The organism is Acinetobacter brisouisimilis, assembly GCF_000368265.1.
Lineage (GTDB): Bacteria > Pseudomonadota > Gammaproteobacteria > Pseudomonadales > Moraxellaceae > Acinetobacter.
The window spans coordinates 164,921-188,491 of sequence record NZ_KB851218.1; the positions used below are offsets into that span (position 1 = coordinate 164,921).

Annotated in this window: 19 protein-coding genes and 1 pseudogene; 8 read left to right on the forward strand and 12 right to left on the reverse strand. The window is 42.0% G+C overall.

Annotated elements, in window-relative coordinates; all coding sequences use genetic code 11:
• Positions 1 to 26: 26 nt before the first annotated feature.
• Entirely contained in the window at positions 27 to 233 is a 207-nt protein-coding gene (locus tag F975_RS02140; RefSeq protein ID WP_004749852.1) for a DUF1656 domain-containing protein, read from the reverse strand.
• Between the two features lie 2 nt (positions 234 to 235).
• Positions 236 to 2,302 carry an FUSC family protein gene (locus F975_RS02145; protein ID WP_004749854.1) on the reverse strand — a complete coding sequence of 689 codons (2,067 nt, stop codon included), beginning with the start codon at positions 2,300 to 2,302 and terminating at the stop codon, positions 236 to 238.
• A gap of 428 nt (positions 2,303 to 2,730) precedes the next feature.
• Here F975_RS02145 and F975_RS02150 point away from each other — a divergent pair, with 428 nt between their 5' ends.
• Positions 2,731 to 3,519, forward strand: a complete 789-nt coding sequence (locus tag F975_RS02150) for an IclR family transcriptional regulator (RefSeq protein WP_004749855.1) — start codon at positions 2,731 to 2,733, stop codon at positions 3,517 to 3,519.
• A gap of 66 nt (positions 3,520 to 3,585) precedes the next feature.
• On the opposite strand, the gene F975_RS02155 is transcribed toward F975_RS02150, so the two are convergent.
• From F975_RS02155 to lpxO, 6 genes and pseudogenes are all read right to left on the reverse strand, one after another.
• Complete coding sequence (locus tag F975_RS02155) at positions 3,586 to 5,775, reverse strand: solute carrier family 23 protein (RefSeq protein WP_034425590.1); 2,190 nt, start codon at positions 5,773 to 5,775, stop codon at positions 3,586 to 3,588.
• Positions 5,776 to 6,132: 357 nt separating this feature from the next.
• A complete protein-coding gene (pgsA, locus tag F975_RS02160) occupies positions 6,133 to 6,720 on the reverse strand; it encodes a CDP-diacylglycerol--glycerol-3-phosphate 3-phosphatidyltransferase (protein WP_004749857.1) in 588 nt (195 codons plus the stop codon).
• A 181-nt stretch (positions 6,721 to 6,901) separates the two neighbouring features.
• Positions 6,902 to 8,701: an excinuclease ABC subunit UvrC gene (gene uvrC / locus F975_RS02165; protein WP_004749858.1), complete on the reverse strand. Its 1,800-nt coding sequence runs from the start codon at positions 8,699 to 8,701 to the stop codon at positions 6,902 to 6,904.
• Between the two features lie 73 nt (positions 8,702 to 8,774).
• On the reverse strand, positions 8,775 to 9,098 hold the full coding sequence (locus tag F975_RS15790; RefSeq protein WP_416201876.1) for a DUF8200 family protein: 324 nt from the start codon (positions 9,096 to 9,098) through the stop codon (positions 8,775 to 8,777).
• Positions 9,072 to 9,377, reverse strand: a pseudogene (locus F975_RS16215) (DUF8200 family protein); the annotation flags it as partial. The gene F975_RS15790 and the pseudogene F975_RS16215, both read right to left, overlap by 27 nt.
• 115 nt (positions 9,378 to 9,492) lie before the next feature.
• Positions 9,493 to 10,410: a lipid A hydroxylase LpxO gene (gene lpxO / locus F975_RS02175; RefSeq protein WP_004749860.1), complete on the reverse strand. Its 918-nt coding sequence runs from the start codon at positions 10,408 to 10,410 to the stop codon at positions 9,493 to 9,495.
• Positions 10,411 to 11,122: 712 nt separating this feature from the next.
• Here lpxO and fadB point away from each other — a divergent pair.
• Together fadB and fadA are read left to right on the forward strand one after the other, a co-directional pair.
• The gene (fadB, locus tag F975_RS02180; protein WP_004749862.1) at positions 11,123 to 13,276 is read left to right on the forward strand and encodes a fatty acid oxidation complex subunit alpha FadB; all 2,154 of its coding nucleotides are present in this window, start codon (positions 11,123 to 11,125) and stop codon (positions 13,274 to 13,276) included.
• A 12-nt stretch (positions 13,277 to 13,288) separates the two neighbouring features.
• On the forward strand, positions 13,289 to 14,461 hold the full coding sequence (gene fadA / locus F975_RS02185) for an acetyl-CoA C-acyltransferase FadA (protein WP_004749863.1): 1,173 nt from the start codon (positions 13,289 to 13,291) through the stop codon (positions 14,459 to 14,461).
• A 41-nt stretch (positions 14,462 to 14,502) separates the two neighbouring features.
• Here fadA and F975_RS02190 read toward each other — a convergent pair whose 3' ends face one another.
• From F975_RS02190 to F975_RS02200, 3 genes are all read right to left on the reverse strand, one after another.
• Positions 14,503 to 14,979 carry a super-infection exclusion protein B gene (locus F975_RS02190; RefSeq protein ID WP_004749864.1) on the reverse strand — a complete coding sequence of 159 codons (477 nt, stop codon included), beginning with the start codon at positions 14,977 to 14,979 and terminating at the stop codon, positions 14,503 to 14,505.
• A gap of 117 nt (positions 14,980 to 15,096) precedes the next feature.
• Positions 15,097 to 15,600 (reverse strand): GNAT family N-acetyltransferase, encoded by a 504-nt coding sequence (locus F975_RS02195; RefSeq protein WP_004749865.1) that lies wholly within the window; start codon positions 15,598 to 15,600, stop codon positions 15,097 to 15,099.
• Between the two features lie 39 nt (positions 15,601 to 15,639).
• Positions 15,640 to 16,734, reverse strand: a complete 1,095-nt coding sequence (locus F975_RS02200; RefSeq protein WP_004749866.1) for an SLAC1 family transporter — start codon at positions 16,732 to 16,734, stop codon at positions 15,640 to 15,642.
• 402 nt (positions 16,735 to 17,136) lie between these two features.
• Here F975_RS02200 and F975_RS02205 point away from each other — a divergent pair, with 402 nt between their 5' ends.
• From F975_RS02205 to F975_RS02225, 5 genes are all read left to right on the forward strand, one after another.
• Entirely contained in the window at positions 17,137 to 17,832 is a 696-nt protein-coding gene (locus F975_RS02205; RefSeq protein WP_004749867.1) for a DsbA family oxidoreductase, read from the forward strand.
• Positions 17,833 to 18,003: 171 nt separating this feature from the next.
• A complete protein-coding gene (locus tag F975_RS02210; RefSeq protein WP_004749868.1) occupies positions 18,004 to 18,189 on the forward strand; it encodes a hypothetical protein in 186 nt (61 codons plus the stop codon).
• 10 nt (positions 18,190 to 18,199) lie between these two features.
• Positions 18,200 to 19,477, forward strand: a complete 1,278-nt coding sequence (locus F975_RS02215) for a hypothetical protein (RefSeq protein WP_004749869.1) — start codon at positions 18,200 to 18,202, stop codon at positions 19,475 to 19,477.
• A 66-nt stretch (positions 19,478 to 19,543) separates the two neighbouring features.
• Positions 19,544 to 20,476 (forward strand): hypothetical protein, encoded by a 933-nt coding sequence (locus F975_RS02220; protein WP_228127400.1) that lies wholly within the window; start codon positions 19,544 to 19,546, stop codon positions 20,474 to 20,476.
• A 179-nt stretch (positions 20,477 to 20,655) separates the two neighbouring features.
• The gene (locus F975_RS02225; protein ID WP_004749871.1) at positions 20,656 to 21,567 is read left to right on the forward strand and encodes a cation diffusion facilitator family transporter; all 912 of its coding nucleotides are present in this window, start codon (positions 20,656 to 20,658) and stop codon (positions 21,565 to 21,567) included.
• Positions 21,568 to 21,637: 70 nt separating this feature from the next.
• On the opposite strand, the gene htpG is transcribed toward F975_RS02225, so the two are convergent.
• Complete coding sequence (htpG, locus tag F975_RS02230; protein WP_004749872.1) at positions 21,638 to 23,560, reverse strand: molecular chaperone HtpG; 1,923 nt, start codon at positions 23,558 to 23,560, stop codon at positions 21,638 to 21,640.
• Between the last annotated feature and the right edge of the window lie 11 nt (positions 23,561 to 23,571).

Sequence of the window (23,571 nt, forward strand, 5' to 3'; positions counted from 1 at the left end):
TTATCCTAAACGTTCATCACCTAAAATTAATACGAAAACTGAGCAAAAACCCAGTGTGTCAGCAATAGACAAACCATATACAAACTCAGGTTAAATATGCCTGGAAAGGCAACCCAGTCACGTTGAATCAGGCGATCTGTCCATTTACTCAGTAACATAAAAACAATATATGCTAGCAGTGCCTGAATCAGCAGACTCGGCACAAAAACACCATATAGATTAAATTCACCCATGCTTATGCCCCTGCCTGCGTGGTTGAAATATGAAAAATACTGCTGCGGATATTGTTAAGACTAATGCGTAACCGCTGTTCAATATCGGCTGGCGTTTCTTGCTGAAGTTGTTGTTCTAACTGTGTAATCTTCTGTATGACCTGCGCAAGAATATCTTCTGCCAAATGCAACTGCTTTTCCTGATTGCGAAAAGCATCGTCTAATATGCTTTGCAATTCACCAATCGCTGTTTTCAATTCTGTAGGCATTTCTGCCCGATTAGCCAGCTCATCCAAGCGGCTTAAATCTACAATTGCGCTGGTTTCAATCAGGGCCAAATTCATGGCTTGCTTTAAGTCAGGAGACTGCACCAGCTTGGTATTCAGTACGCCTATTCGATCTAGCATACTGCGTAAATGAATTCGGAATTCAACTCCATAAGGCAAGTACAATGCTTCGCGCATGGCTTTATAGTGGTGGGATAAAATTCGGCTGGCACTTTGTTCGGGAGAAATGGCTCGAATAAAATACACGGCCAGTACCGCAATAATAGGGCCTGCTACACTACCCAAGCAACCTTCAAAGGACTTTACGGGGTCAATACTATAACGGTTTTGCAAATTCAAACTCATGATGAACGTCACCATGGTCGGCAATGCCAAACCCGCCAACGGTGGATGTGGATAGAGCATCACAAAGAAAATCAGGACTGGTGCAAGAACTAAGCCTAACTCCCAGAATTCCTTGACCTCAGGCATAATGCCCAAGATATAAATCACTGTTAAAATTCCGGCATAAATACTGCCACGAATAAACAGTTTCAGAGCAGGAACAGGGTTATCCATTGCAGTTAAAATACACGCTGAAACTGCTGCCAGCTGTGCCATCATGTAACCTGCACTCCAGCCGCTATACACCCACAACGAAAACGACACAAGAATTGCCACCATCGCTGCAAGCGCCCCACGCAGTGCCATACCATGATCGCGATGCAAACTTGGATAACTGGTGGTCAATGTCGCGATTGATTCAGGAATGTGCTTGTCACCACGTTGAATCAATCGCCAAATGAGTTTCACTGTAAAAACATTTTGAATCAGATGGCGAATATCCATTTTCAGACCATCAAGTATGATCTGTTGTTCTGGGCGTGCCAGCTGATGCAGATGTTGAAAATCCTGTTCAAATTCAGCAGGTAATGCCGTTAAATCAGATTCTTGAACCTCTGTTTTACTTTGAATAAATACTCGAATATGTTGATGCAGGGTCAATACGCCTTGCTGATAATGCGCATCGATGGCATTGAGCTGGCGAATCCGTTCTGCTGTCGCTGTCAAATTGGAAACAATCATGGTGACCTGATGCAGTAACTCCTGAATCGGTTTGGTCATGCCTTGCAGTTCACCTTTTTCATAGGCCAAGTGTGCTGCCAAAGCATGTATATCGGCAATATCACTGGTGATTGCACCGAGCAGCTGGTTATAGTTATTGTCAGCAATATGCTCAGTTAAAATTTTCTGAAAAATCTGGCGAGTATCATTTAAGGTTTTATCGACACGCTGCTGAATGGCTGGCCCCAGATGCATAGGGAAAATCGTGGCAAAGACCACCGCAGTACAAACCACCGCCAGCGAAATTTCAAGTACGCGTCCCAGTGCCATATCAAAGACACTCACGGTTTCGATACTATTAATCGAGTTACATACAATCATGGCGGTGGTATAACCTGCCAGCATGAAAACATAACTACGTGGTGTGCGGTCTAGTAAAGAGATATATAAACAGAAGCCCACCCAAGCGGCCAAGACTGACATAAACAAAAATGGCGTATTGATCAAATGAGGTGTAATCAGCGTTGCGACCACCGCCCCTGCGGCGGTACCCAATAAACGGTAAATCGCTTTGGACGACACCATACCTGAATATGGATTGACAATAATCATCACGGTGCCGATGGCCCACATGGGATAGGTCAAATCTAAACAAAAGGCGAGATACAGTGCCAACATGCCCGCAATAAAGGTTTTTACCGCAAAGATAAAATCCATTTTTGAAGGACGAAACGCCAACAACTGTTTATAGAGCAACATGTATATCTCTCGAATACTCGGTTAGATTTTGATGATGTATCACTCTTTGCTCAAATTAAAGACAATAATGTTCTAACATTTGCTCAACAAACAGCAAATCTATGATTTGTCACAATGCCATAGCATACTTAACCCATAGGCTTGTCTACAGGCGCTGTATTTGGTCGGAGGTTTTCTTGCCTGTTTGAGGTGCAAGAAAGCAAAGAGTTGAATTCGTTTAATGCAAAGAAGATGCAATTTAACGTCTTCATTCGATATTTGGTTTGCCGATTTTTTCAAAAAAAAACATATTCGTCAACACTAATATCTTAATTTGATAATTTATGTTATTTTATACAAACATCTTATGTTTTTTTTATGCGAAAAGATGTACCGTTTTATAAAATATAACGACTTTGCCACCTTTATTTTTGGGAAATCTATTCTCTATGGCTGTTACGAGCTTTGGTAAAATTTTAACCGTTTTAGATTTATTCTCGATTTCTCGACACGTCATCAATGTCGATATTATTAGTCAGGAACTCGGTTTATCCCGACCGACAAGCTATCGGTACTTAAAAGAGCTGGTGTCAGCGGATTTATTGCAACGCATTAGCGGTACTTCAGGCGACTATACACTTGGACCGAAAATTGCGGTACTGGACTATATTTCGCGCACGACTGATCCATTGGTTCAAGTCAGTATTCCGTATATGAAAGATATTGTTGAGCATACCGAACTCAGTTGCCTACTCACTTTCCTAAACCATGATTACTGTATCGACATTCATGATGAGTCTTTTCAAGGCAACTTACTGGTGTCGTATGGTCGGGGTAGCCCGCGCCCTGTCTATATGGGAGCATCACCCAAAATTATTGTGGCACACATGAACAAGCAAGGCTTGCACAATTTCTACGAGCATTATTCCGCACAACTTGCCAAAGTCGGTTTTGCTCAGGATGAAAGCCAGTTCATTCAGCACATGCGTAAAATTAAAAAGCAGGGTTATTATTTTTCTCAAGGTGAAGTCAATCCGCTCTATTCAAGCTTGTCCGTACCGATTAAATATTCCAGCAAAATTGCACCTGTTGCCCTAACAGTTGTCGGTTCAAAAAACCGTTTTGAATACGTCAATCTGGAAAAAATCATTCAGACGTTGAAAGAACATGCTACAGAGATTGAGAAAAAATATTTAAGCCTTGCCGAACAGGTTGAACAGCAGTCACATCCCGACTAATTCACTTTTTAAAAATCACAAGGCGGATAAACATCCGCCTTGCTTGTATCAAACAAGATCTGGTGGTTACTCTAGAAAATTGACTTGCCCAGTTTTTACATCGTAAATCGCGCCAACAATTCCAACTTCACCCTTCTCGACCATCTCACGTAGCACATTGCTATGTTTGAGAATATACGCCATGTTGTTTTTGACATTCATCATGGTCACTTCATCAATAAAACTGCGCACGTTCGGATCATTCGCCATTCGGTTTTTGACCGTATCAATAGCCGACATAATCGGTTTCAGCACATATTGAATGTTGGGTGTATCTTGAGCCTGACTCACATCAAGTTGCTGCTGATACATCTGACATGCTGCCGTGACTGCACCGCAGTCTGTATGCCCAAGAACCACGATCAGGCGAGAACCTTTACTTTTACAAGCAAATTCCAGTGAACCGAGCACTTTCTCCCCTGCAATATTCCCAGCGATCCGTAAACTAAACAGATCACCCACACCAACATCAAACAACATTTCGGTTGGGGCACGCGAATCCATACAACCTAACACTGCAGCAATCGGATGCTGTCCATATTTGGCGGTAATCTGGATTTGTCGGGTAATATTATGTTGTAACCGCTGCTGCGAAACAAAGCGTTGATTGCCATCTTTGAGTTTTTGCAAAATCAGTTCAGGGGTCAATTGTTGCTGCAGCTCACGGGTACTGACATCGACATCAATCACATCATCTTCACGCAACTCGGGATAATGTGCCTGAAAGCCAATCAGCTTCAGGTCAATCTGCTGTTGTGTGGCTTTATCCTGCTGAAACTCATGAATCACCTGATACAAATCAGGATCAATATACACGGTATTACTGGCATCAATCACCACCGTTTCATGGCGCTTGATTTTGTTGAGTACAGACAATAACGTAGCGCGGTTTAAAAAGCTGACATTTTGCGCGAGTTCAATACGGGTTAAATTGCCATGCAAATGCTTTTCATGAATCACTTTGACACCACTATGCATATTGCTATGCAAAATAAATAGTGCGCTCAACACTAAACCAATCATGATCCCGATCAGCAAATCGGTCAGCATAATTGCAACAATGGTCACAATAAACGGTAGAAACTGCTTCCAGCCCTTCTGGTACAACTGGATAAACAGCTTCGGCTGTGCCAGTTTATAACCTGTAAGTAACAGAATTGCTGCCAATGCCGACAGTGGCACAACATTCAGCAAAGGCGTTAAAAACACAATCGCAATAATCAGCAAAATGCCGTGAAAAATGGTCGATACTTTGGATTTGGAACCACTGGTCGCATTGACGGAACTTCGTACAATCACCGATGTGACAGGCATCCCACCAACAAAACCCGATAGCGTATTACCAATCCCCTGCGCCAGCAATTCACGGTTTGGCGGCGAACTACGCTTTTGCGGATCCATCTTGTCGGCAGCTTCCAGATTCAGCAAAGTTTCCAACGATGCAACAACAGCAAGCGTGACTGCTCCCACATAAATTTGCGGGTTATTCCAGTAAGAAAAATCTGGGAAATAAAAAATTTTCTCTTCCGAAGAAAACAAACTCGGTAAATCAATCAAATGCTGATCACCTACCGCAAAACTTGAACCAGTCTGAATCAACAACCAGTTCAGAACGCCTGCAAATACCACCGCAACCAGTGCCGATGGCAACTGCAACTTCTTTAAAGGTGTTTGATCCCATAACAAAATCAATGCGACAGACAGTACACCAATCACGGCTGCCCCCACATCAATATGTTGCAAAACCTGAGGGAAATTTTGCAGACCCAACTGTTTGATCGTTGCCATATGCAAACCAAACAGGTTCGGTAACTGATTGATCATGAGAATTAAACCAATTGCCACCAACAAACCTAAGATCACATTGGTTGGGACAAAATTGGCAAAGCTGCCCAGCTTTAAACAGCCAAAGACCATTTGTAGCAGACCTGCCAAAATCACGCACAGCAAAAATGCCGAATAATGACCATCCAGCGCGATGAGCTGTGTCAAAATAATCGCAGTTAAACCCGCTGCAGGACCTGAAACACTAATCTGTGAACCACTCAATGCACCGACCACAATCCCGCCGATTACACCTGCAATCACACCTGACAATAACGGCGCTCCCGATGCATGGGCAATCCCCAAACACAACGGCAATGCCACCAGAAACACCACTAAACCTGACATCAAATCGCTCGGATAAAACTTCCGATCTAAAAACATTGTTTTCATAAATAACCGTCTAAAATGAAAGAATAAGACAGCTCGTTATTTGTTATTCCTTATCTTCCTTGTTTGACAACACATCATCCCTAATCCTTGAAGGAAAACTTCACGTGCCGCAAGCATCTTGACAGAGGTCTTTTTAAAAAAAGGTAGTTTTTATCAACACAGTTGTCAGCATCTGTAATGTTATACAGTTTTATTGCTAACAACTCTTGCATAAAGCCAAGTTTTTTAATAAGGATTATTTTTATAAAATTTTACTTTATAAATCATTTATCTATTTTTTCCATACACGCTATTTCAGCAAATACTCCCACCAAAAAACAGGCACAAAAAAGCCCTGAACATACAGGGCTTTGGCTCTCAAGGCTGTTTTAAATACGGCCACGCCGCCTTGAGGTAAATAAACATCGACCAAAGTGTCAAAATCACGGCGGTATACAACAGGATATAAGCAAAGGTATCGAGTGGCTGCCAGTTCAGCAAGAACACACTAATCGCGATCATTTGAAAAGCTGTTTTGTATTTACCAACGGTGGACACTGCAACACTGGTACGCGCACCAAGTTCAGCCATCCACTCACGCAGTGCAGAAACTGTAATTTCACGTGAAATAATCACAATCCCCGCAAATGCCATAATAATGGTCGGTTTCCACTGTACCAAGACTACCAACGCTGCTGCCACCATCAACTTATCCGCAACAGGGTCAAGGAAACGTCCAAATGCCGAGGTCTGATTTAAAGCACGCGCTAAATAACCATCAAACCAGTCAGTAACTGCTGCTAAGACAAAAATGGAAGTCAGCAGAATGTGGCGCGAGAAGCTCCCTGTATGTCCTTCGACACCAATTGCAGGAGGCCAGTAAGCCACAAGTAAAAATACGGGAATGAGCACAATTCGTGCAATGGTGAGAATATTTGGAATATTCAGGATTCGCCCTGTTGTCATAGCCACCGCCAATATAGCCCTTGCAAAGTCCGCATAGAGTGATTTTTAAACGTATTTTTGACTGATCAATACAGTCACACTTTATACGAAATGCACAGATGTGTCGACTATAAAGCCGATACAGCAAGGCAAAAGATTCATCGACCAAACCCTATCCTCAATAACAGCAAATTCATGCCCATCACTCATGCAGTACCTGATAAATCGTGCGTGCCATGATCTCTCCAAGTCCAGGAACCAGTGTCAGTTCTTTTTCCGAGGCTTTCAGCACCCCTTGTATCCCACCAAAATGCGTCAACAAATCACGGCGGCGCTTAGGTCCAAGCCCCGGAATCACTTCTAAGACAGAACCTGCCCGGCGTTTATCACGTTTGGCGCGGTGCTTGGTAATCGCAAAACGGTGTGCTTCGTCACGTACCTGCTGGATCAAATGCAATGCTTTATGATCTTCTGCCAGCTGGATTTTACGTCCATCGGTAAAGTGTAAAGTTTCCAGTCCCGGTTTACGTCCTTCGCCTTTGGACACACCAAGCATAAATGCTTCCAGTCCCAAGTCTTGCATGACCTGCATCGCCATGTGCAACTGACCTTTACCACCATCAATCAAGAGTAAGTCAGGCAAAGGCGCTTTTTTATAACGGCGGGTCAAAGCTTGGCGCATGGCAGCATAGTCATCTCCTGCCTGAATATCTTCAATTGCAAACTGGCGGTAGTCGCGTTTACGTGCTCCACCCTGATCGAACACCACACAGGAGGCAATGGTGGCTTCGCCCATGGTATGACTAATATCAAAACATTCAATACGGTCGATTGGGCGCTCTAAAATCTGCTCTAACTGATAAAAACGCTCGTGTAATTCCTGATGCTGATTCAGTTGTCCCTGAATCGCATGTTGCACATTCATTTGTGCCAGTTCCAACCACTCGGCACGAGTTTCCCGTACATTCGGCTTAATCTGAATTTTTTTCTGGAACTGCTGGCTAAGTGCCTGCTCCAGCTCACCACGATCAGGCAGATCCGTATTCACAATCAATTCCTGTGGAATTTCATCGGCAACCTGAAAGTAAAAATTGGCTATAAAATCACTGAGCATTTGCCCGAGGTCATCACTCAGCATATCGGGGAAATAGCTTTTCCCTCCGAGCATCCGTCCATTGCGTACATACATGATCTGTACGCAGATCACGCCTGCCTGCTGCGCAATCGCCAGAATATCGGCTTCGCCCTTGATTTTATACACGGCTTGCTGCACTGAAACTTCACGCAGCAATGCCAATCGGTCACGATAAAACACGGCTTTTTCAAATTCTAACTGTGCGGCCGCTGCTTCCATATTTTGAATCAGTTCTTGATTTAATTCTTTCGTGTCACCCTGCAAAAAGCGAATCGAGTTTTGCACATCTTGTGCATAATCTTCAGGAGAAATCAGTCCGACACACGGCGCGGTACAACGTTTAATTTGATACTGCAAACAAGGGCGTTTGCGCTGAGAAAAATAACTGTTTTCACACTGCCGCACATTAAACAATTTTTGCAAAATCAATAAAGTGTCGCGTGCAGCATAAGCACTCGGATAAGGCCCAAAAAATTTACCAATCTGATGTTTGCCCTTGCCGCGTCCACTGGCAATCCGTGGATAAGGCTGATCGGCTGAAATAAAAATATAAACATAGGATTTATCGTCCCGCAGCATGATGTTATACGGCGGGCGATGTAGCTTAATCAGGTTTTGTTCAAGCAATAATGCCTCGGTTTCAGAGCGCACCACCAGCGTTTCAATATCATAAATGCGTGCAACCAAAGCCTGAGTTTTCGGATGTTCAATGGTTTTGACAAAGTAACTCGACACCCGATTTTTCAGATTTTTAGCTTTGCCCACGTAGAGCAACTCGCCGTCCTTGCCTAGCATTTTATAAACCCCTGGCAATTGGGTCATTTTGGCAAGCAGTTGCTCAATGTGTTCGCGGGCGTTTGGGTTCACGGCTGGCTCAGCAATCAAAACAGTTATGACAGTATGTAGCGCCTGAACCCGCAGATTTCAAGAATAAAATGATTTAACGTGCTGCTGCATTACAACTCGCAAGCTCTCGTGAACCACTGTGCCACTCTGCACCTGCCGAATTGCTATAGCTACTGATACGCCCGACTTTCGCTGCCAAATTACGGCAAGAATCAATAGATAAATCATTGCCCCAAGGACCAGACATACTACATTCGTGCCCATTGCAATCCCAAACAACAGGTGCACCACCTGAAATTTGAGTTTGAACTTTACCCCGATAATGACTTGCAGCATACCATACAGTTTCGCCACGGTTGCTTGGGCGACTGGCTGCCTGATTACACTGATTCAAAGCAGGTGAACCCGCTGACCACATGCGTCCCGCCGAGTTTCCATAATAACGTAGCTCACCCACTTGTGCCGCCAAATTCTGACAAGACTCTAGCGATAAATCATTGCCCCAAGGACCAGACATTTGACATTCACGACCATTACAGTTCCATGTCACGCCTGCACCGCCTGAAATGCGGATATTCACATTACCGCGATGCTCTGAACCCGCAAACCATGTGGTAGCATGTCCCAGCACACTCAGCCCCAATGCCCCCAATAAAACCGCAAGTTGTTTGGTTTTCATTTGTATTTTTCCTACCATTGTTTTTTGATGAATTTATTCCAATTTTATGGAATATTTATTTTTAGACAATGAAAAATAATATTTTTTATGCATAAAAAAACGCCCATTATTGGGCGTTTTAAATCACATTTTTTTATTTAAACACGTACGGACGAATAAAGATCAGGAAGAAAATACCGAGCATCAGTACCCATTTTAAAACGTAGTACAACTGACGATTGGTTTTTTTCAACGCTTTGGCTTTTAAACGAATCTGATACACATAAGCAAAGGCTTTATTTAATCCGCCTGTTTGATCATTTGTATCATTCGGTGAGCTTGCCGCAGTCATGACATTTTTACCAAACCAGTGGTTAAATTTTTCCATCAAACGGCTTTTGAGGGGGCGTTCAACATCGGCAAAAAAGATGATGCGGTTCTGCTCTGTGCTATTTTCAGCATAGTGAATATAAGTTTCATCAAATACGACGCTTTGCCCATCACGCCAAGAATACCGTTGCCCATCGACATCAATAAAACAACGATCATCATTCGGAGTCATTAAACCTAAATGGTAACGCAATGAACCAGCATAAGGGTCACGGTGACGAACCAGACGGCTGTTTGGCGCGAGTTCAGTAAACATTGCAGCTTTAATGCTCGGCAGTGTTTTCAACAAAGCTGTGGTTTTTGGGCAAAGCTCTGCTGCTGAAGGATGTGCAGAATCATACCATTTTAGATAAAAACGCTTCCAACCTGTTTTAAAAAAAGAGTTAAAGCCTAAATCATTATAGGTATCTGCTGCTTTAATGCCGCCACGCGAATACAGTGCTTTGGCTTCATCACGAATCATTTCCCAGTTTTCATCGAGGACTTTCAGATCTTTAAAGTATTGCGTTTCGATATACGGCTGATTGGGTACTTTCGAAAAGGCATACATTAAAAAATTAATCGGTGCGAGCAAGGTTGAATGGTCAAAAAACTGACGATAAAACGAATGACGCACTTTGCCGCGATATTGGATATACAGTGCTGATATCACAAAAATCGCTAAAATAATCCATTTAATCATAGTATTACTCAGAATTAATCAATGATTCGATCAGCCTAAAAAAAGCAACTGATTATCATGTTGTGAAATTTTACCAAAAAAATAAAAACTTACTAGAGAAAAGGCTATTCTTAGAGGAATGTTTAAAAATAATTCTAACTTTGATTTTTATAAATTCAGGCAAAATAATTTTCGTTGATTATTGGGTAGATTGATCAATCACGCAATGATTATGCTTCTTTCATAACGATTTATACCAACATATTCTTGGTTATTGTTGAATAATACTTCTTTACGTGACTTAAGTGTGCAGCCCTAAACACCCATCGGAATTTGCTTGTCGGTATTTTCTGGTGAGTCGTGTATTCAAATGAAAGCGCTGTGCAATTTTGTATGCACCCTCCTTGTAGGAGGTTTATAGAATTGACTCAAATGACAAAAAATACATTTTTATAAATTTTTCCAAATTCCCAGACGATATTTTTCAAGCACATGATTTACATCATGATAAATTCTAGAAACCTGTATTTCAGGTATGGATATCCAACAAAAAAACTGCCCAGTTCGCTTTTGATGCAAAAAATCAGTGACCATTGCGTCACGGCTTGATACAACTCCAAGCATATTTTTTGTTTAGAGTTATCGTAAGATGAAAAGCACTCCAGATGCGTGCTTTGCACCATAACCCAATAACATCAACGTACAAGTCCTCCAAAATAAAGGAGATCAGGGCATGATCCACGCTGGCAATGCCATTACCGTCCAAATGCTACAGGACGGAATTGCAGAATTCCGCTTTGACTTACTCGGTGAGTCGGTTAATAAATTCAATAAAGCCACCATTGATGACTTCCAAGCCGCAATTGCTGCGGTACAGGCGCATCCTGAAATTCAAGGCTTAGTGGTAACCTCTGCCAAATCGACATTTATTGTCGGTGCAGACATTACTGAATTTGGGGAAAATTTTGCTCAAGGTGAGCAAGTAATTCAGGACTGGCTGGTAAGCATTCATCAAGTGTTTAACAGCTTCGAAGATTTGAATATCCCGAAAGTGGTTGCCATTAATGGCATGGCTTTGGGTGGCGGTTTTGAAATGTGTCTGGTGTGTGACTACCGCGTGATGGCACAATCGGCACAAGTTGGCTTACCTGAAATCAAACTTGGTCTCTTCCCTGGCTTTGGTGGCACAGTTCGTTTAAGCCGTATCATCGGGATTGACAATGCGGTTGAATGGATCGCTATGGCTGTCCCTAAAAAACCGGATGCTGCACTCAAAGATGGTGCAGTTGATGCTGTAGTTGCCGATGACAAAGTCGTTGTCGCCGCGATTGATTTGGTGAAACAAGCGATTGCTGGACGTCTGGACTGGAAAGCCAAACGTCAGGAAAAACTTGATCCAGTCAAACTCAATCAAATTGAACAAATGATGGCATTTACCACCGCCAAAGCTGCGGTGCTGTCTAAAGCCAACCCTGCCCAGTACCCAGCACCAAAACTGATGCTGGACTCACTACAAGCAGGTGCAACACTCACTCGTGATGAAGCCGTCAAAATCGAAGCGCAAGGCTTTGCCAAAGCTGCGGTGACGCCACAGGCAGAAGCCTTGATTGGTTTATTCATCAATGATCAGGTTGTGAAAAAAGCCTCGAAAAAACATGAGAAAGGTGCACATCCGATCAACCAAGCTGCAGTTTTAGGTGCAGGGATCATGGGTGGTGGTATTGCCTATCAGGCTGCAAGTAAAGGCACGCCAATTATTATGAAAGACATTGGCAATCCACAACTCGCATTGGGAATGTCTGAAGCCAACAAATTACTCACCAAACAAGTCGAACGTGGCAAATTAACTGCGGCAAAAATGGGCGAAACCCTGACCCGTATCCGTCCATCTTTAAGCTATGACGAATTTAAAGAAGTCGACATCATTATTGAAGCCGTGACTGAAAATCCAAAAGTCAAAGAAATGGTTCTTGCCGATGCCGAAAGCAAAGTGCGTGACAACACCATTCTTGCATCCAACACATCGACTATTTCCATTACCCGTTTGGCCAAAGCGCTAAAACGCCCTGAAAATTTTGTCGGCATGCACTTCTTTAACCCTGTGCATATGATGCCACTGGTAGAAGTAATTCGTGGCGAACACACCTCTGAAGAAGCGATTGCAACGACAGTTGTGTTGGCTCAGAAAATGGGTAAAACCCCGATTGTCGTCAATGACTGTCCAGGCTTCTTGGTTAACCGCGTTCTGTTCCCTTACTTCGGTGCATTCGATCTGTTGCTTAAAGACGGTGCAGACTTCCAGCAAATCGACAAAGTCATGGAAAAATTTGGCTGGCCGATGGGCCCTGCTTACCTCATGGACGTGGTCGGTATTGATACAGGCGTACACGGAGCTGAGGTCATGGCGGAAGGTTTCCCTGACCGTATGAAACCAGACTTCAAAGGTTCAATCGAAACTTTATATGAAGCAAAACGCCTCGGTCAGAAAAATGATGTCGGTTTCTACAAATACGAACTCGACAAGAAAGGCAAAAAAGCCAAAATAGTTGATGCGACAACCTATGAGCTGATCGCCGCTGTGGTCACAGGTGAGAAACGCGAGTTTGACCCTCAGGAAATCATTGACCGTATGATGTTGGCGCTATGCAATGAAACGGTTCGTTGCCTAGAAGACAAAATTGTTGCTACACCACATGAAGCAGACATGGCGATGATCATGGGTATTGGTTTCCCTGCCTTCCGTGGTGGACCATGCCGTTATATCGACCAGACTGGCGTCGCTGAATACGTAGCACTGTGCAACACCTATGCACATTTGGGCAAAGCCTATGAAGCACCGCAATTGCTGCGTGACATGGCTGAAAACAACAAGAAATTTTACGGTTAAGGAGCAGCGTGAATGACTACTTTAAATCCACGTGACGTTGTGATTGTTGATGGCGTACGTACCGCCATGGGCAAATCCAAAAACGGAATGTTCCGCAATGTACGTGCCGAGCATCTATCTGCTGCCCTGATTCGTGCTTTGGTGGCACGTAACAGCTTTGACGTAAATGAAGTTGAAGATGTGCTTTGGGGCTGTGTGAATCAGACTCTTGAACAAGGCTGGAACATTGCCCGTAATGCCAGCTTGCTGGCAGGTTTACCAAAAACCGTTGCAGGTCAAACCATCAACCGTTTGTGCGGTTCATCGATGCAGGCGATTCATACCGCAGCAGCTCAAATCGCCACACATCAAGGTGAAATCTTCATTATTGGTGGTGTGGAACACATGGGTCATGTCAACATGATGCATGGCGTTGACCTCAATCCTGAAGCGTCTAAACACTATGCCAAAGCCTCAAATATGATGGGCTTGACTGCAGAAATGCTGGGTCGCATGAATGGTATTAGCCGTGAAGAACAAGACGCTTTTGGGGTTGAATCACATAAACGTGCTTGGGCAGCAACTCAAGAAGGTCGCTTTAAAAATGAGATTGTTGGCGTTGAAGGTCATAATGCTGATGGTTTTAAAATCTTCTGCGATGTCGATGAAGTGATTCGTGCAGATGCGAACTTGGCTGCGTTCCAAGCACTTCGTCCTGCATTTGACCCGAAAGGCGGTACAGTGACCGCGGCAACCTCATCAGCACTGTCTGATGGTGCATCTGCCATGTTACTCATGTCTGCTGAACGTGCCAAAGATTTAAGTCTCAAACCACGTGCCGTGATTCGCTCAATGGCAGTAGCAGGTTGTGATGCGGCAATTATGGGTTATGGCCCTGTACCTGCGACACAAAAAGCCTTAAAGCGTGCAGGCTTAAGTATATCTGACATTCAAACCATTGAACTAAATGAAGCCTTTGCTGCTCAAGGTTTGTCAGTACTCAAAGGCTTAGGTTTGTATGAGAAACAGGATATCGTCAATCTCAACGGCGGTGCAATTGCACTTGGTCACCCGCTTGGTTGTTCAGGCGCGCGTATTACCACGACCTTGCTCAATGTCATGGAGCAAAAAGATACCCAAATCGGTCTAGCGACTATGTGTATTGGTTTAGGTCAGGGTATTGCAACTATTATTGAGCGTATTTGATTTAAGCTTGAAAGAAAATCCCCGCTCAGTGCGGGGATTTTTTAATATAATAAGTTTGGGTTTTTTCTTAACTCATTCATGACTACAGGATCTATCCTAAAGACTTTTTTATTCTCCTCGGTTTTGAGTGTATTAATAATAAATTTCATATTCTCTAACCAAACCACATTCGGATTGGTTGCATTTAATGCCTTCTCAGTTTTTTGCTCACTCATAAACAATGACAATATATATTTTTCATCATAGTTGAGGGACTTCAACTGATCCTTCAACTGTTGGCTTTGCTTGATTTGCTTTCTTTCTTCCTTTACTAACTGAATTTTATCTTGAAAAACCTCAAGCAAAATAAAAGATAAGCTGACTAAAGCTAACAGAATCAATATAGTTCTGTATTCACTTAAAATAAAATTTGATAAATTTTGATCTACTTGAGGAATATTTGCAGTAATAAACAAAAGAATCAAGAAAATAAAAAACACATAATTATATTTTCCTAAATTAAGCTTAGCTTTATCCATAATTATCCCCTTAATCCGAATTCTTAGCTAAATATTTTATCTTATGATCAAAAAAATCTTATGTATGAAATCTTATCTTTTAAATAATTAACATTCTATCAGCCAATTTATCTATATTTATATATTCTTCACCAAATGCAACAGCCGAATATCCTCAAATAACGGCTGCCCCACATTCGCATCAATTGGATAATCTTCAGTTTCACCTGTCAGCACATAACCCCGACGCAAATAAAACTCGATTAACTCGGTACGACAAGACAGCACCGACATTTTAAAACCTGTAACCGCAAAATTTGCCTGCGCAAAATCTTCTGCAAACTGCAACACTTGTTTACCCAACCCTTGATTTTGCCACTGTGGATGTGTAGTCAACATACCAATATAGGCCTGATCTTTATGTTTCTGCACATGCACACAGGCAATCAGTGCAGCAGCATCAAACCACAACAGGATTTTAGAGTCAGCAATAAATAAATCCTGAAGCTGTTGAGTAGAGATCCGATCTCCTTCAACTACATCGGCTTCTGATGTCCAACCACGCATATCTTGTGAGCGGTAAGATAGATTTACCAGCTCAACAATGTCTGGAATATGCTGTTGTGTTGCTTGTATAAACATGATCAGTTCTGGTTTCTTGTATTTTATTTCAGCATTAGATCATGCTTTTTCAAGCATTGACATTAAACATGGTGAAAAAAACAATGAACCCCGATAAACGCCTTGTATAGTTTTTACCATCACCATTGCCCATAACAGCACAATACATCCTGCAAAGCTGAAACCGATATAGAGCAAAGCCTGACTCTGGATTTGCTGGGCAAGATTTAAAATCGCCAGATCAAACACACCCAGAGGAAAAGTCAGACCCCACCATCCCAGATTAAAGCTCAACGCTGTACGGCTATGTTTATAGATCGTAAACAATGCGATAGCGAACCACCACAACCCAAAGCCCAGCAAAATAAAACTGATCCAAATGCCAGCATAATGCATCAAATTGCCGAGTTCGACCAAATGACAAGCTACCAAAATACGAGGAGCTTGCTGTCCCAACAGCAGCAATGCCAGCGCACCTGTACCAATAGGTCCCAATGCCAGACAAACAGACATTGCCATTTGTGCTTCAGGTAGACGATGCAATGCCAAACGCAGCAATAAAATCGTTAATACTGCAAATGCGGGTAAAACTGACATTCCCCATAAAACATAGCAGCCAAAGAGTAAATTCATTGCAGCTGGACTGGCAGGCAAATGTGCGAGCAGAACACCTCCAGAGCTTGCCACCACTTCTGCCGTCACAATGGGTAATAACCAAATCGCCGTCATGGTTTTTAACTGATGCTGCTGATACACAAACATCAGCATAGGTACACCCACCGCCACAGTCACCGCCAAGATGACATCGACGCCCCATAAGAACTCAGCCAAGTCCAAATGTTGCGGCATGAATTTAACCAGACCATTAATAATGGTTGCCAATCCCATGGGAATCGCACCAAAGAAAAACGCCATACTTGAATGTTGAAAAATCTGTTTGGCTTCATGAAAATAAAAAAGCCAACGTAAGCTATACAACACGACAAATAAGATAAACAGCACAATATTTGCCAACCACAATATACGCGCCAATTCCTCACAAAATGCTGTCATCAGTGGAGATTCACTCAAGAGTAGCGCGACGACTCCGGTTCCCATATTGACCGTAAACCAGTTCGGGGTGAAATGTCGAATCAACTGTTGTGGCTGTTGCATCACAAACATCCTATGAGTATTTGTGATCATCTTAAAACAAACCAATTATCAATAAAATTGATTTATTTTTATTTAAAAAATAAGATTTATAGATATAAGATACACAAATCAAGCGTTCTACAAAACCATAACATCTGAATAAAAATCGAAGCTGTTGATCAATCTATATATTTATTCATCCATCGACTATCTCAAGGCTTTCAATTTTCTGCTTAAAGCTCTCATGTCTACACACCCATGGATCTGCCTTTTTCACTGGAGGGAAATCTACGACCTTGCTGATAAAAATAAATATCGTTCTTTTATGGTTATCGCTTAAATATCAGCAGGCTGTTATGGCACAGCTTTTCATTCCCCGATCTAAGCTTTACTATGCAAAGTCTATTTATCAGAGAATCGAATATGCGTGTAGATATTTGGTCAGATGTGGTCTGCCCGTTTTGCTATATTGGCAAAAAGCGCTTAGAACATGTCGCACAAGAAGTAGGCATTGAACTTGACATTCATTGGCATAGTTTTGAACTCGACCCAGATGCACCAGCCAGACATACGGTGAGCAATACTGAGCGTCTAGCCCAAAAATATGGTCGCAGTTTTGCCGAAATGCAGGATATGGAACGCAATGTTGCTGCTCTTGCTGCCAGTGAAGGCATTGACTTCCAGTGGGAAAAAGCCAATTCAGGCAATAGTTTCAATGCGCATCGCATTATTCATCTGGCACAAAGTAAAGGTCTGGGCGATCAAGCCAAAGAAGCATTCTTTCATGCCTACATGACCGAAGGTTTGGCGATTGGTGAACGTGAAGTCATCGAAGAAATTGCCTCACGTATCGGGCTAGATCATGCCGAAGTCGAGTATGTACTCGATTCAGACGAGTTTGCCGAATTTGTGCGTCATGATGAAAAAATTGCACATGAACAGCTCAACATTACAGGCGTACCGTTTTTTGTCTTTGAACAAAAGTTCGCACTTTCAGGCGCTCAGCCGCGCGAAATCTTCTTACAAGCCCTGCAACAAGCGACTCATATTCAACAGGATACCGATGCAGCTCGTTGTGATGATGAGCAATGTCAAATACCACCTTCAGCAGCGCAGTAAATCTGCGCTTTTTTAAAACCAGAAAATGCCACACTATTCATATTAAATATTAATTATATAAATGAGTTATCAATTATTTAACGATCTAAAAATGTTTTTATTAAACATATGTTTTAAACTGAATGAAGTTGTTTATAATTAAAGCCATCTGTGCTTTTTTGTCAGGCTCCCATGCTAAAGTTACAAGAATTTTTACAAGAAAAAGTTCGCTATGATCAGCTGAATTTAGACGAGCTGATCGAACTTGCAAACCACTATACAGATCAAGAGACTAAAGAATATCGGATACTGGAATTAGCCCTGAATCAGATACTGACACAATATCTCAACAAAGCTAAAAACTATATTAGCAAGTGAGCTATTAACAATGAATTTATTAGAAAAAGCATTGCTGATTAAAGATATTCATCAAACTATTGCCATGATTGACAATCAGCATCTACCGCTGTTTAAGCGTGCTCAGGCAACCCACCATCTCAAAGAAATTTTTCAACTCTGTGAGAAACCAATTACCTTTCGGACACCGAAAGGAACACATATTCCTTCTGAGGCACATGTACATTTAAGCAATGAGCTGCTGAAGCTGTCCACATTTAAAAATAGCTATCGGGGGTTGTTTTATGATCGCTCCTTACTGTTACAGGCGCTGAATCAGAATCCCAACATGGGATGGGCAATTTTATACGATCAGGAACGGCGACTATGGCAAGTCTGGCTCATTCCACAAGCACGACGTGGGGCTATTCACTGTAGCTGGAAAGGGCATCTAAACGAAGGCTATCAATGGATGCTACAGCAACAAAACCTGTTGCAGTGTTTACTGACAGATGATGAGTTTAATGAACGTCTGGGTATTCAACCCCCAGTTCGGGCAGAACAGCAACCGCCCGAGCAGTTGCCAAGCGTTAAAATACCCGATGATATTCCTCAACAGCCTTCTACAGAAAAAATCGATCATTCAATCAATATTCACCAAACCTCCCCGATTCGAATTGAAGGTTTTAGCCAGTTATGTTTTGAAGTCATTTTTCAAAGTCATGACCATATTTCAAACTACCTCACCTGCTTTAGTTTGTCTCAGCGGGTCAATGAAATGCAGCATGCTTCGGCAGTCGTTGCTGAACACATCAACACAAACGGTCAGTTTTTAGGTTATATTGCTATTTTAGGCATTCGTGATATTCAGACTGCGGGGCAGCTCGCACAGCAATATTGTTTACAGACTGATACGATCTTAGCCAGCGTCAAAACTCTCTCATGGATTCAGTTTCAGGCCAGTTATAACCGTATTGAGCTCCTATTCAATGAGTATTTACATGCTAAAAATCTGTGGCAGCAGCAATATATGTACCCATTTATTCCAGCCTCAATGATTTTACCGCAGCGTTTTATTCCTTTTGAAGAAAGTGAAGCCAATTTAGAAACACCATTGCTTCTGATGAAAGAACGACAAAAGTATCGGGTATTGCATGGTGAAAAACGGCTACAACTTGCCCCTGACGAGCTTGGTTATCCATGTATTTTGTTTTCACGCCAAGATGGAGTGAGTTGGCAACTATTTCGTGAAATTGTCGAGATATTGCCTCAACCTATTCGTGCAGAAACCTTATATGCTCAAATCCAAAAACTGTTGGCAGAACATTAGTTTTTAAGCAGCTTTTAAAATAGCAGATTTATTCTCATATGCTACATCAATGCTTTTGATGATTTTATGCCCATGATTTATTTCAATGCTTTTATAAATCGAAAATTGCTGATTATGGCACTATTTGTTTCTACAAATACGTTTGCAAACCAATTACTGAACCAAGAACAACAATATCACTTATTCTCATTTTCCAATGAAAATATCTGTCGGTTACACAATCTGCAACCTACACGTTTATGGCCACCTTCGCCATTTCAAAATTTACCCGAAAATCCGTATGCACCTGAGTTTGATCCCTATTCACCCCAACTCAGTGAAGAGCTAATAGCCGTATTTTCTCAAGATTCTTTGGCAGAAAAAGCACAAAAAGCTGAGCAGAATCGTCGTAAACGTCGCATATTTGGTGAAAACCGTACACAGAAAGCAGTCCGTAAAAAAGTCAGTACAGACAATCACTGGGTCAAACATGTGCTGTCAGATTTGTCCAAAATGTTACCTTTTCAAAATGATATGAACCTAGGTTCAAATTCACCTTCTGATGTTTATGTTGAACTCAGCGCTGAAAAAAACTGGAAGCTCACCCCCAAATTTAGCTTTAACGCGGCGCAAACTTTTCGCTATGGCGCACAAAGCCGTAACTATTCGGAAACCAATTTTAAACTTACACAACAAGAATCTAAAACAACGCTTGCATCAACACAGTTTTCAGTCGTCAAGACCTTTGATGAAACCTACACTTGGGATAACCATCTATTTCGCCAGCAGCAATTTCCTAACGACAAGCGTTTAACTTATGGTATTTATTCGAGCGGTATTTATGACAAGACCAAGCGTGATATCGAATTACAAAGCTGGGGACCTTATGTCTCTTGGCGAAGACCATTGTTGTACAATTGGATTTATATCGAAAATGAAGTCTCTTATTACAAGGAGTTAACCAATAATGAGGGACGTCATATTTTTAGTACCTCACTACAATTTCAAACTAACTTCTAAACCAACAGATGCATTGATCAAGATAAGAAGCATTTCCAAAGTGAAATTATTTTCAATATCCTCAAGATTATTATTAAATAAATAACTGATTTTTAAACATTTTTAAAAAAATAATAATTCAATTTGGTTAAAAACTAGCGTAAACTTTCCTTCCCTTCTGCTGCTATTTCATTTTACTTATGTTAATACCGCATTTTGATGATACTCATGAAGATGATTTTATTCACCCTGAACAACGGGCTAAAGCTGCCAGTAAAACCACTTGGGTCAGTGTGGTCGTCAATTTATGTCTATCTATTTTGCAAATCATGATCGGTATTTTTTCTAAATCGCAAGGTTTAGTTGCCGATGGTATTCACTCTTTAAGTGATTTAGTTGCTGACTTTATTGTATTAATTGCCAATCACTTTAGCCAGAAAGATGCTGATGATGATCACCCATTTGGGCACTATCGCTTTGAAAATGCAGCCTCTTTTGTACTAGGGCTTCTATTGGTCGGTGTAGGGGTTGGCATGTCGATCTCTGCAATTAATAAAATTATGCATCATGAACAGATTGCACAAGTACATAGCGTTGCGATTTATGTTGCAGCGACTGCCCTGATCGCTAAAGAACTGCTATTCCGTTACATGCTTCGTATCGCCAAACAAGTCAAATCCAGCATGCTGGTCGCAAATGCCTGGCATGCGCGTTCGGATGCTGCCTCATCTTTGGTGGTGATGGTCGGTATTATTGGTAACCTCATGGGTTATCCGATTTTAGACCCGATAGCAGCTTTGATCGTTGGCTGTATTATTTTAAAAATGGGCGTTGAGTTCGGTTGGGAAGCACTGAGTGATTTGATGGACCGTGCTGCCGATGAAAGTGAAGTCGAGGCGATTCGCCAAACCTTTTTAACAACAACTGGTATCAGTGGCGTACATAACATCCGTAGCCGTAAAATGGGTGACATGATTATTGTTGATGCACATATCGAAGTTGAGGGTTCACTCAGTGTACGTGAAGGCCACGATATTGCGGTCAATGTCCGAAACCAGATTATGCAGAAACATCGAGTGATTGATGTGATTACCCATATTGATCCTGTATAAATTTCACTTTCTGTCTTTAGAAAAATAAAAAGCCTCTGATTTACAGAGGCTTTTTAGATTTAACACACTATTATTTTAATAACAGGCTGTTAATCCGTTTTACATATGCCGCAGGGTCTTCAGGTAAGCCACCTTCTGCAATCACGGCCTGATCAAAGATCACATTGGCTAAGTCATCAAACTGCTCTGAGCTATCGAGTTTTTTCACCAATGGATGTTCAGGGTTAATTTCAAGAATCGGCTTGCTTTCAGGTACTGCCTGACCTGCCTGTTTCAACATGCGCAGTAACTGTGGTGACAATTCACCTTCACTAGTCACTAAGCATGCAGGTGAATCTACCAGGCGGGTCGTTACACGTACTTCTTTGGTTTTGTCTTTGAGTGAGTCAGACAATTTTTCAACCACTGGTTTGAAATCTTCAGCGGCTTTTTCCAGTGCCTTTTTCTCTTCAGCATCTTGCAAGTCACCTAAGTCTACCGCACCTTTAGACACGCTTTGCATTGGCGTACCATCGAACTCATGAACAAAGTTCATTGCCCATTCATCGACACGGTCTGCCATCAACAATACTTCGATGCCTTTTTTCTTGAAGACTTCAAGTTGTGGCGAGTTTTTCGCAGCCGCTAAACTGTCAGCAGTCACGTAATAGATGGCTTTTTGGCCTTCTTTCATACGTGCCTTATAGTCAGCTAAAGAAGTGCTGATTTCATCGTTATTTGATGTCGCAAAACGTAAGATTTTTAAAATACGTTCGCGGTTACCAAAGTCCTCGCCCAAACCTTCTTTGAGTACAGCACCAAATTCAGCATAGAACTGCTTGAATTTTTCCTGATCTTTTTCGTCTTCTGATTTGGCTAAACCATCAATCACAGTCAAGATACGGCGCGCATTACCTTCACGAATGGTTTTGACATCACGGCTTTCTTGTAACAATTCACGACTGACATTCAGTGGCAAATCAGCGCTGTCCACAACCCCTTGTACAAAACGCAAATAGTTTGGAATCAGGTTGTCTGCATCATCCATAATAAACACGCGTTTTACGTACAGCTTAATGCCTGCTTTCGCTTCACGGGTGAAAATATCTTGAGGTGCTTTGCTTGGAATATATAAAAGCTGAGTATATTCGGTATTGCCTTCAACACGGTTATGCGCCCACGCCAGTGGTGCTTCATAGTCATGGGTTAAGTTTTTATAGAATTCAACATATTGCTCTTCAGTCACGTCATTTTTGTTACGTGTCCACAGCGCACTTGCCGAATTAACCGCTTCCCATTCGTCAGTTTTAACGTACTGACCTGCTTTCGGCTCTTCACCTTCAGCCACTTCTTCTTGCTGCCAAACTTCTTTTTGCATTTGAATTGGCAAGCTAATGTGGTCAGAGTATTTATTGATGATTTGCTTAACTTTATAAGATTCTAAGTAATCCAACTTATCTTCACGCAAATGCAAAATAATGTCTGTACCGCGTGAGGCTTTTTCAATTTGTTCAACTTCAAACTCGCCTGTACCACCACTAATCCAGCGAACTCCTTCAGATGCAGCTACCCCTGCACGGCGTGACTCAACTGTAATTTTATCAGCAGCAATAAAGCCCGAGTAAAAGCCAACACCAAACTGACCGATCAGCTGAGCATCCGATTTTTGATCACCTGTCAGTTTAGACATAAAGTCCTTGGTACCTGACTTGGCAATTGTTCCCAGATTTTCAATCGCTTCTTGTGCCGTTAAACCAATCCCGTTATCCGAAATGGTAATGGTTTTTTGCTCTTTGTCTAAACTGACACGTACATGCAAATCAGCATCATCTTCATAAAATTCTGGATGATTGATGCCTTCAAAACGCAATTTATCACACGCATCTGACGCATTTGAAATCAATTCACGTAAGAAGATTTCTGGGTTGGAATATAGTGAATGTGTCACGAGATGCAAAAGCTGGGCAACTTCTGCTTGGAAACTATAATTTTGTGACGCTTTTTGTTCGCTCATGAATCACTCCT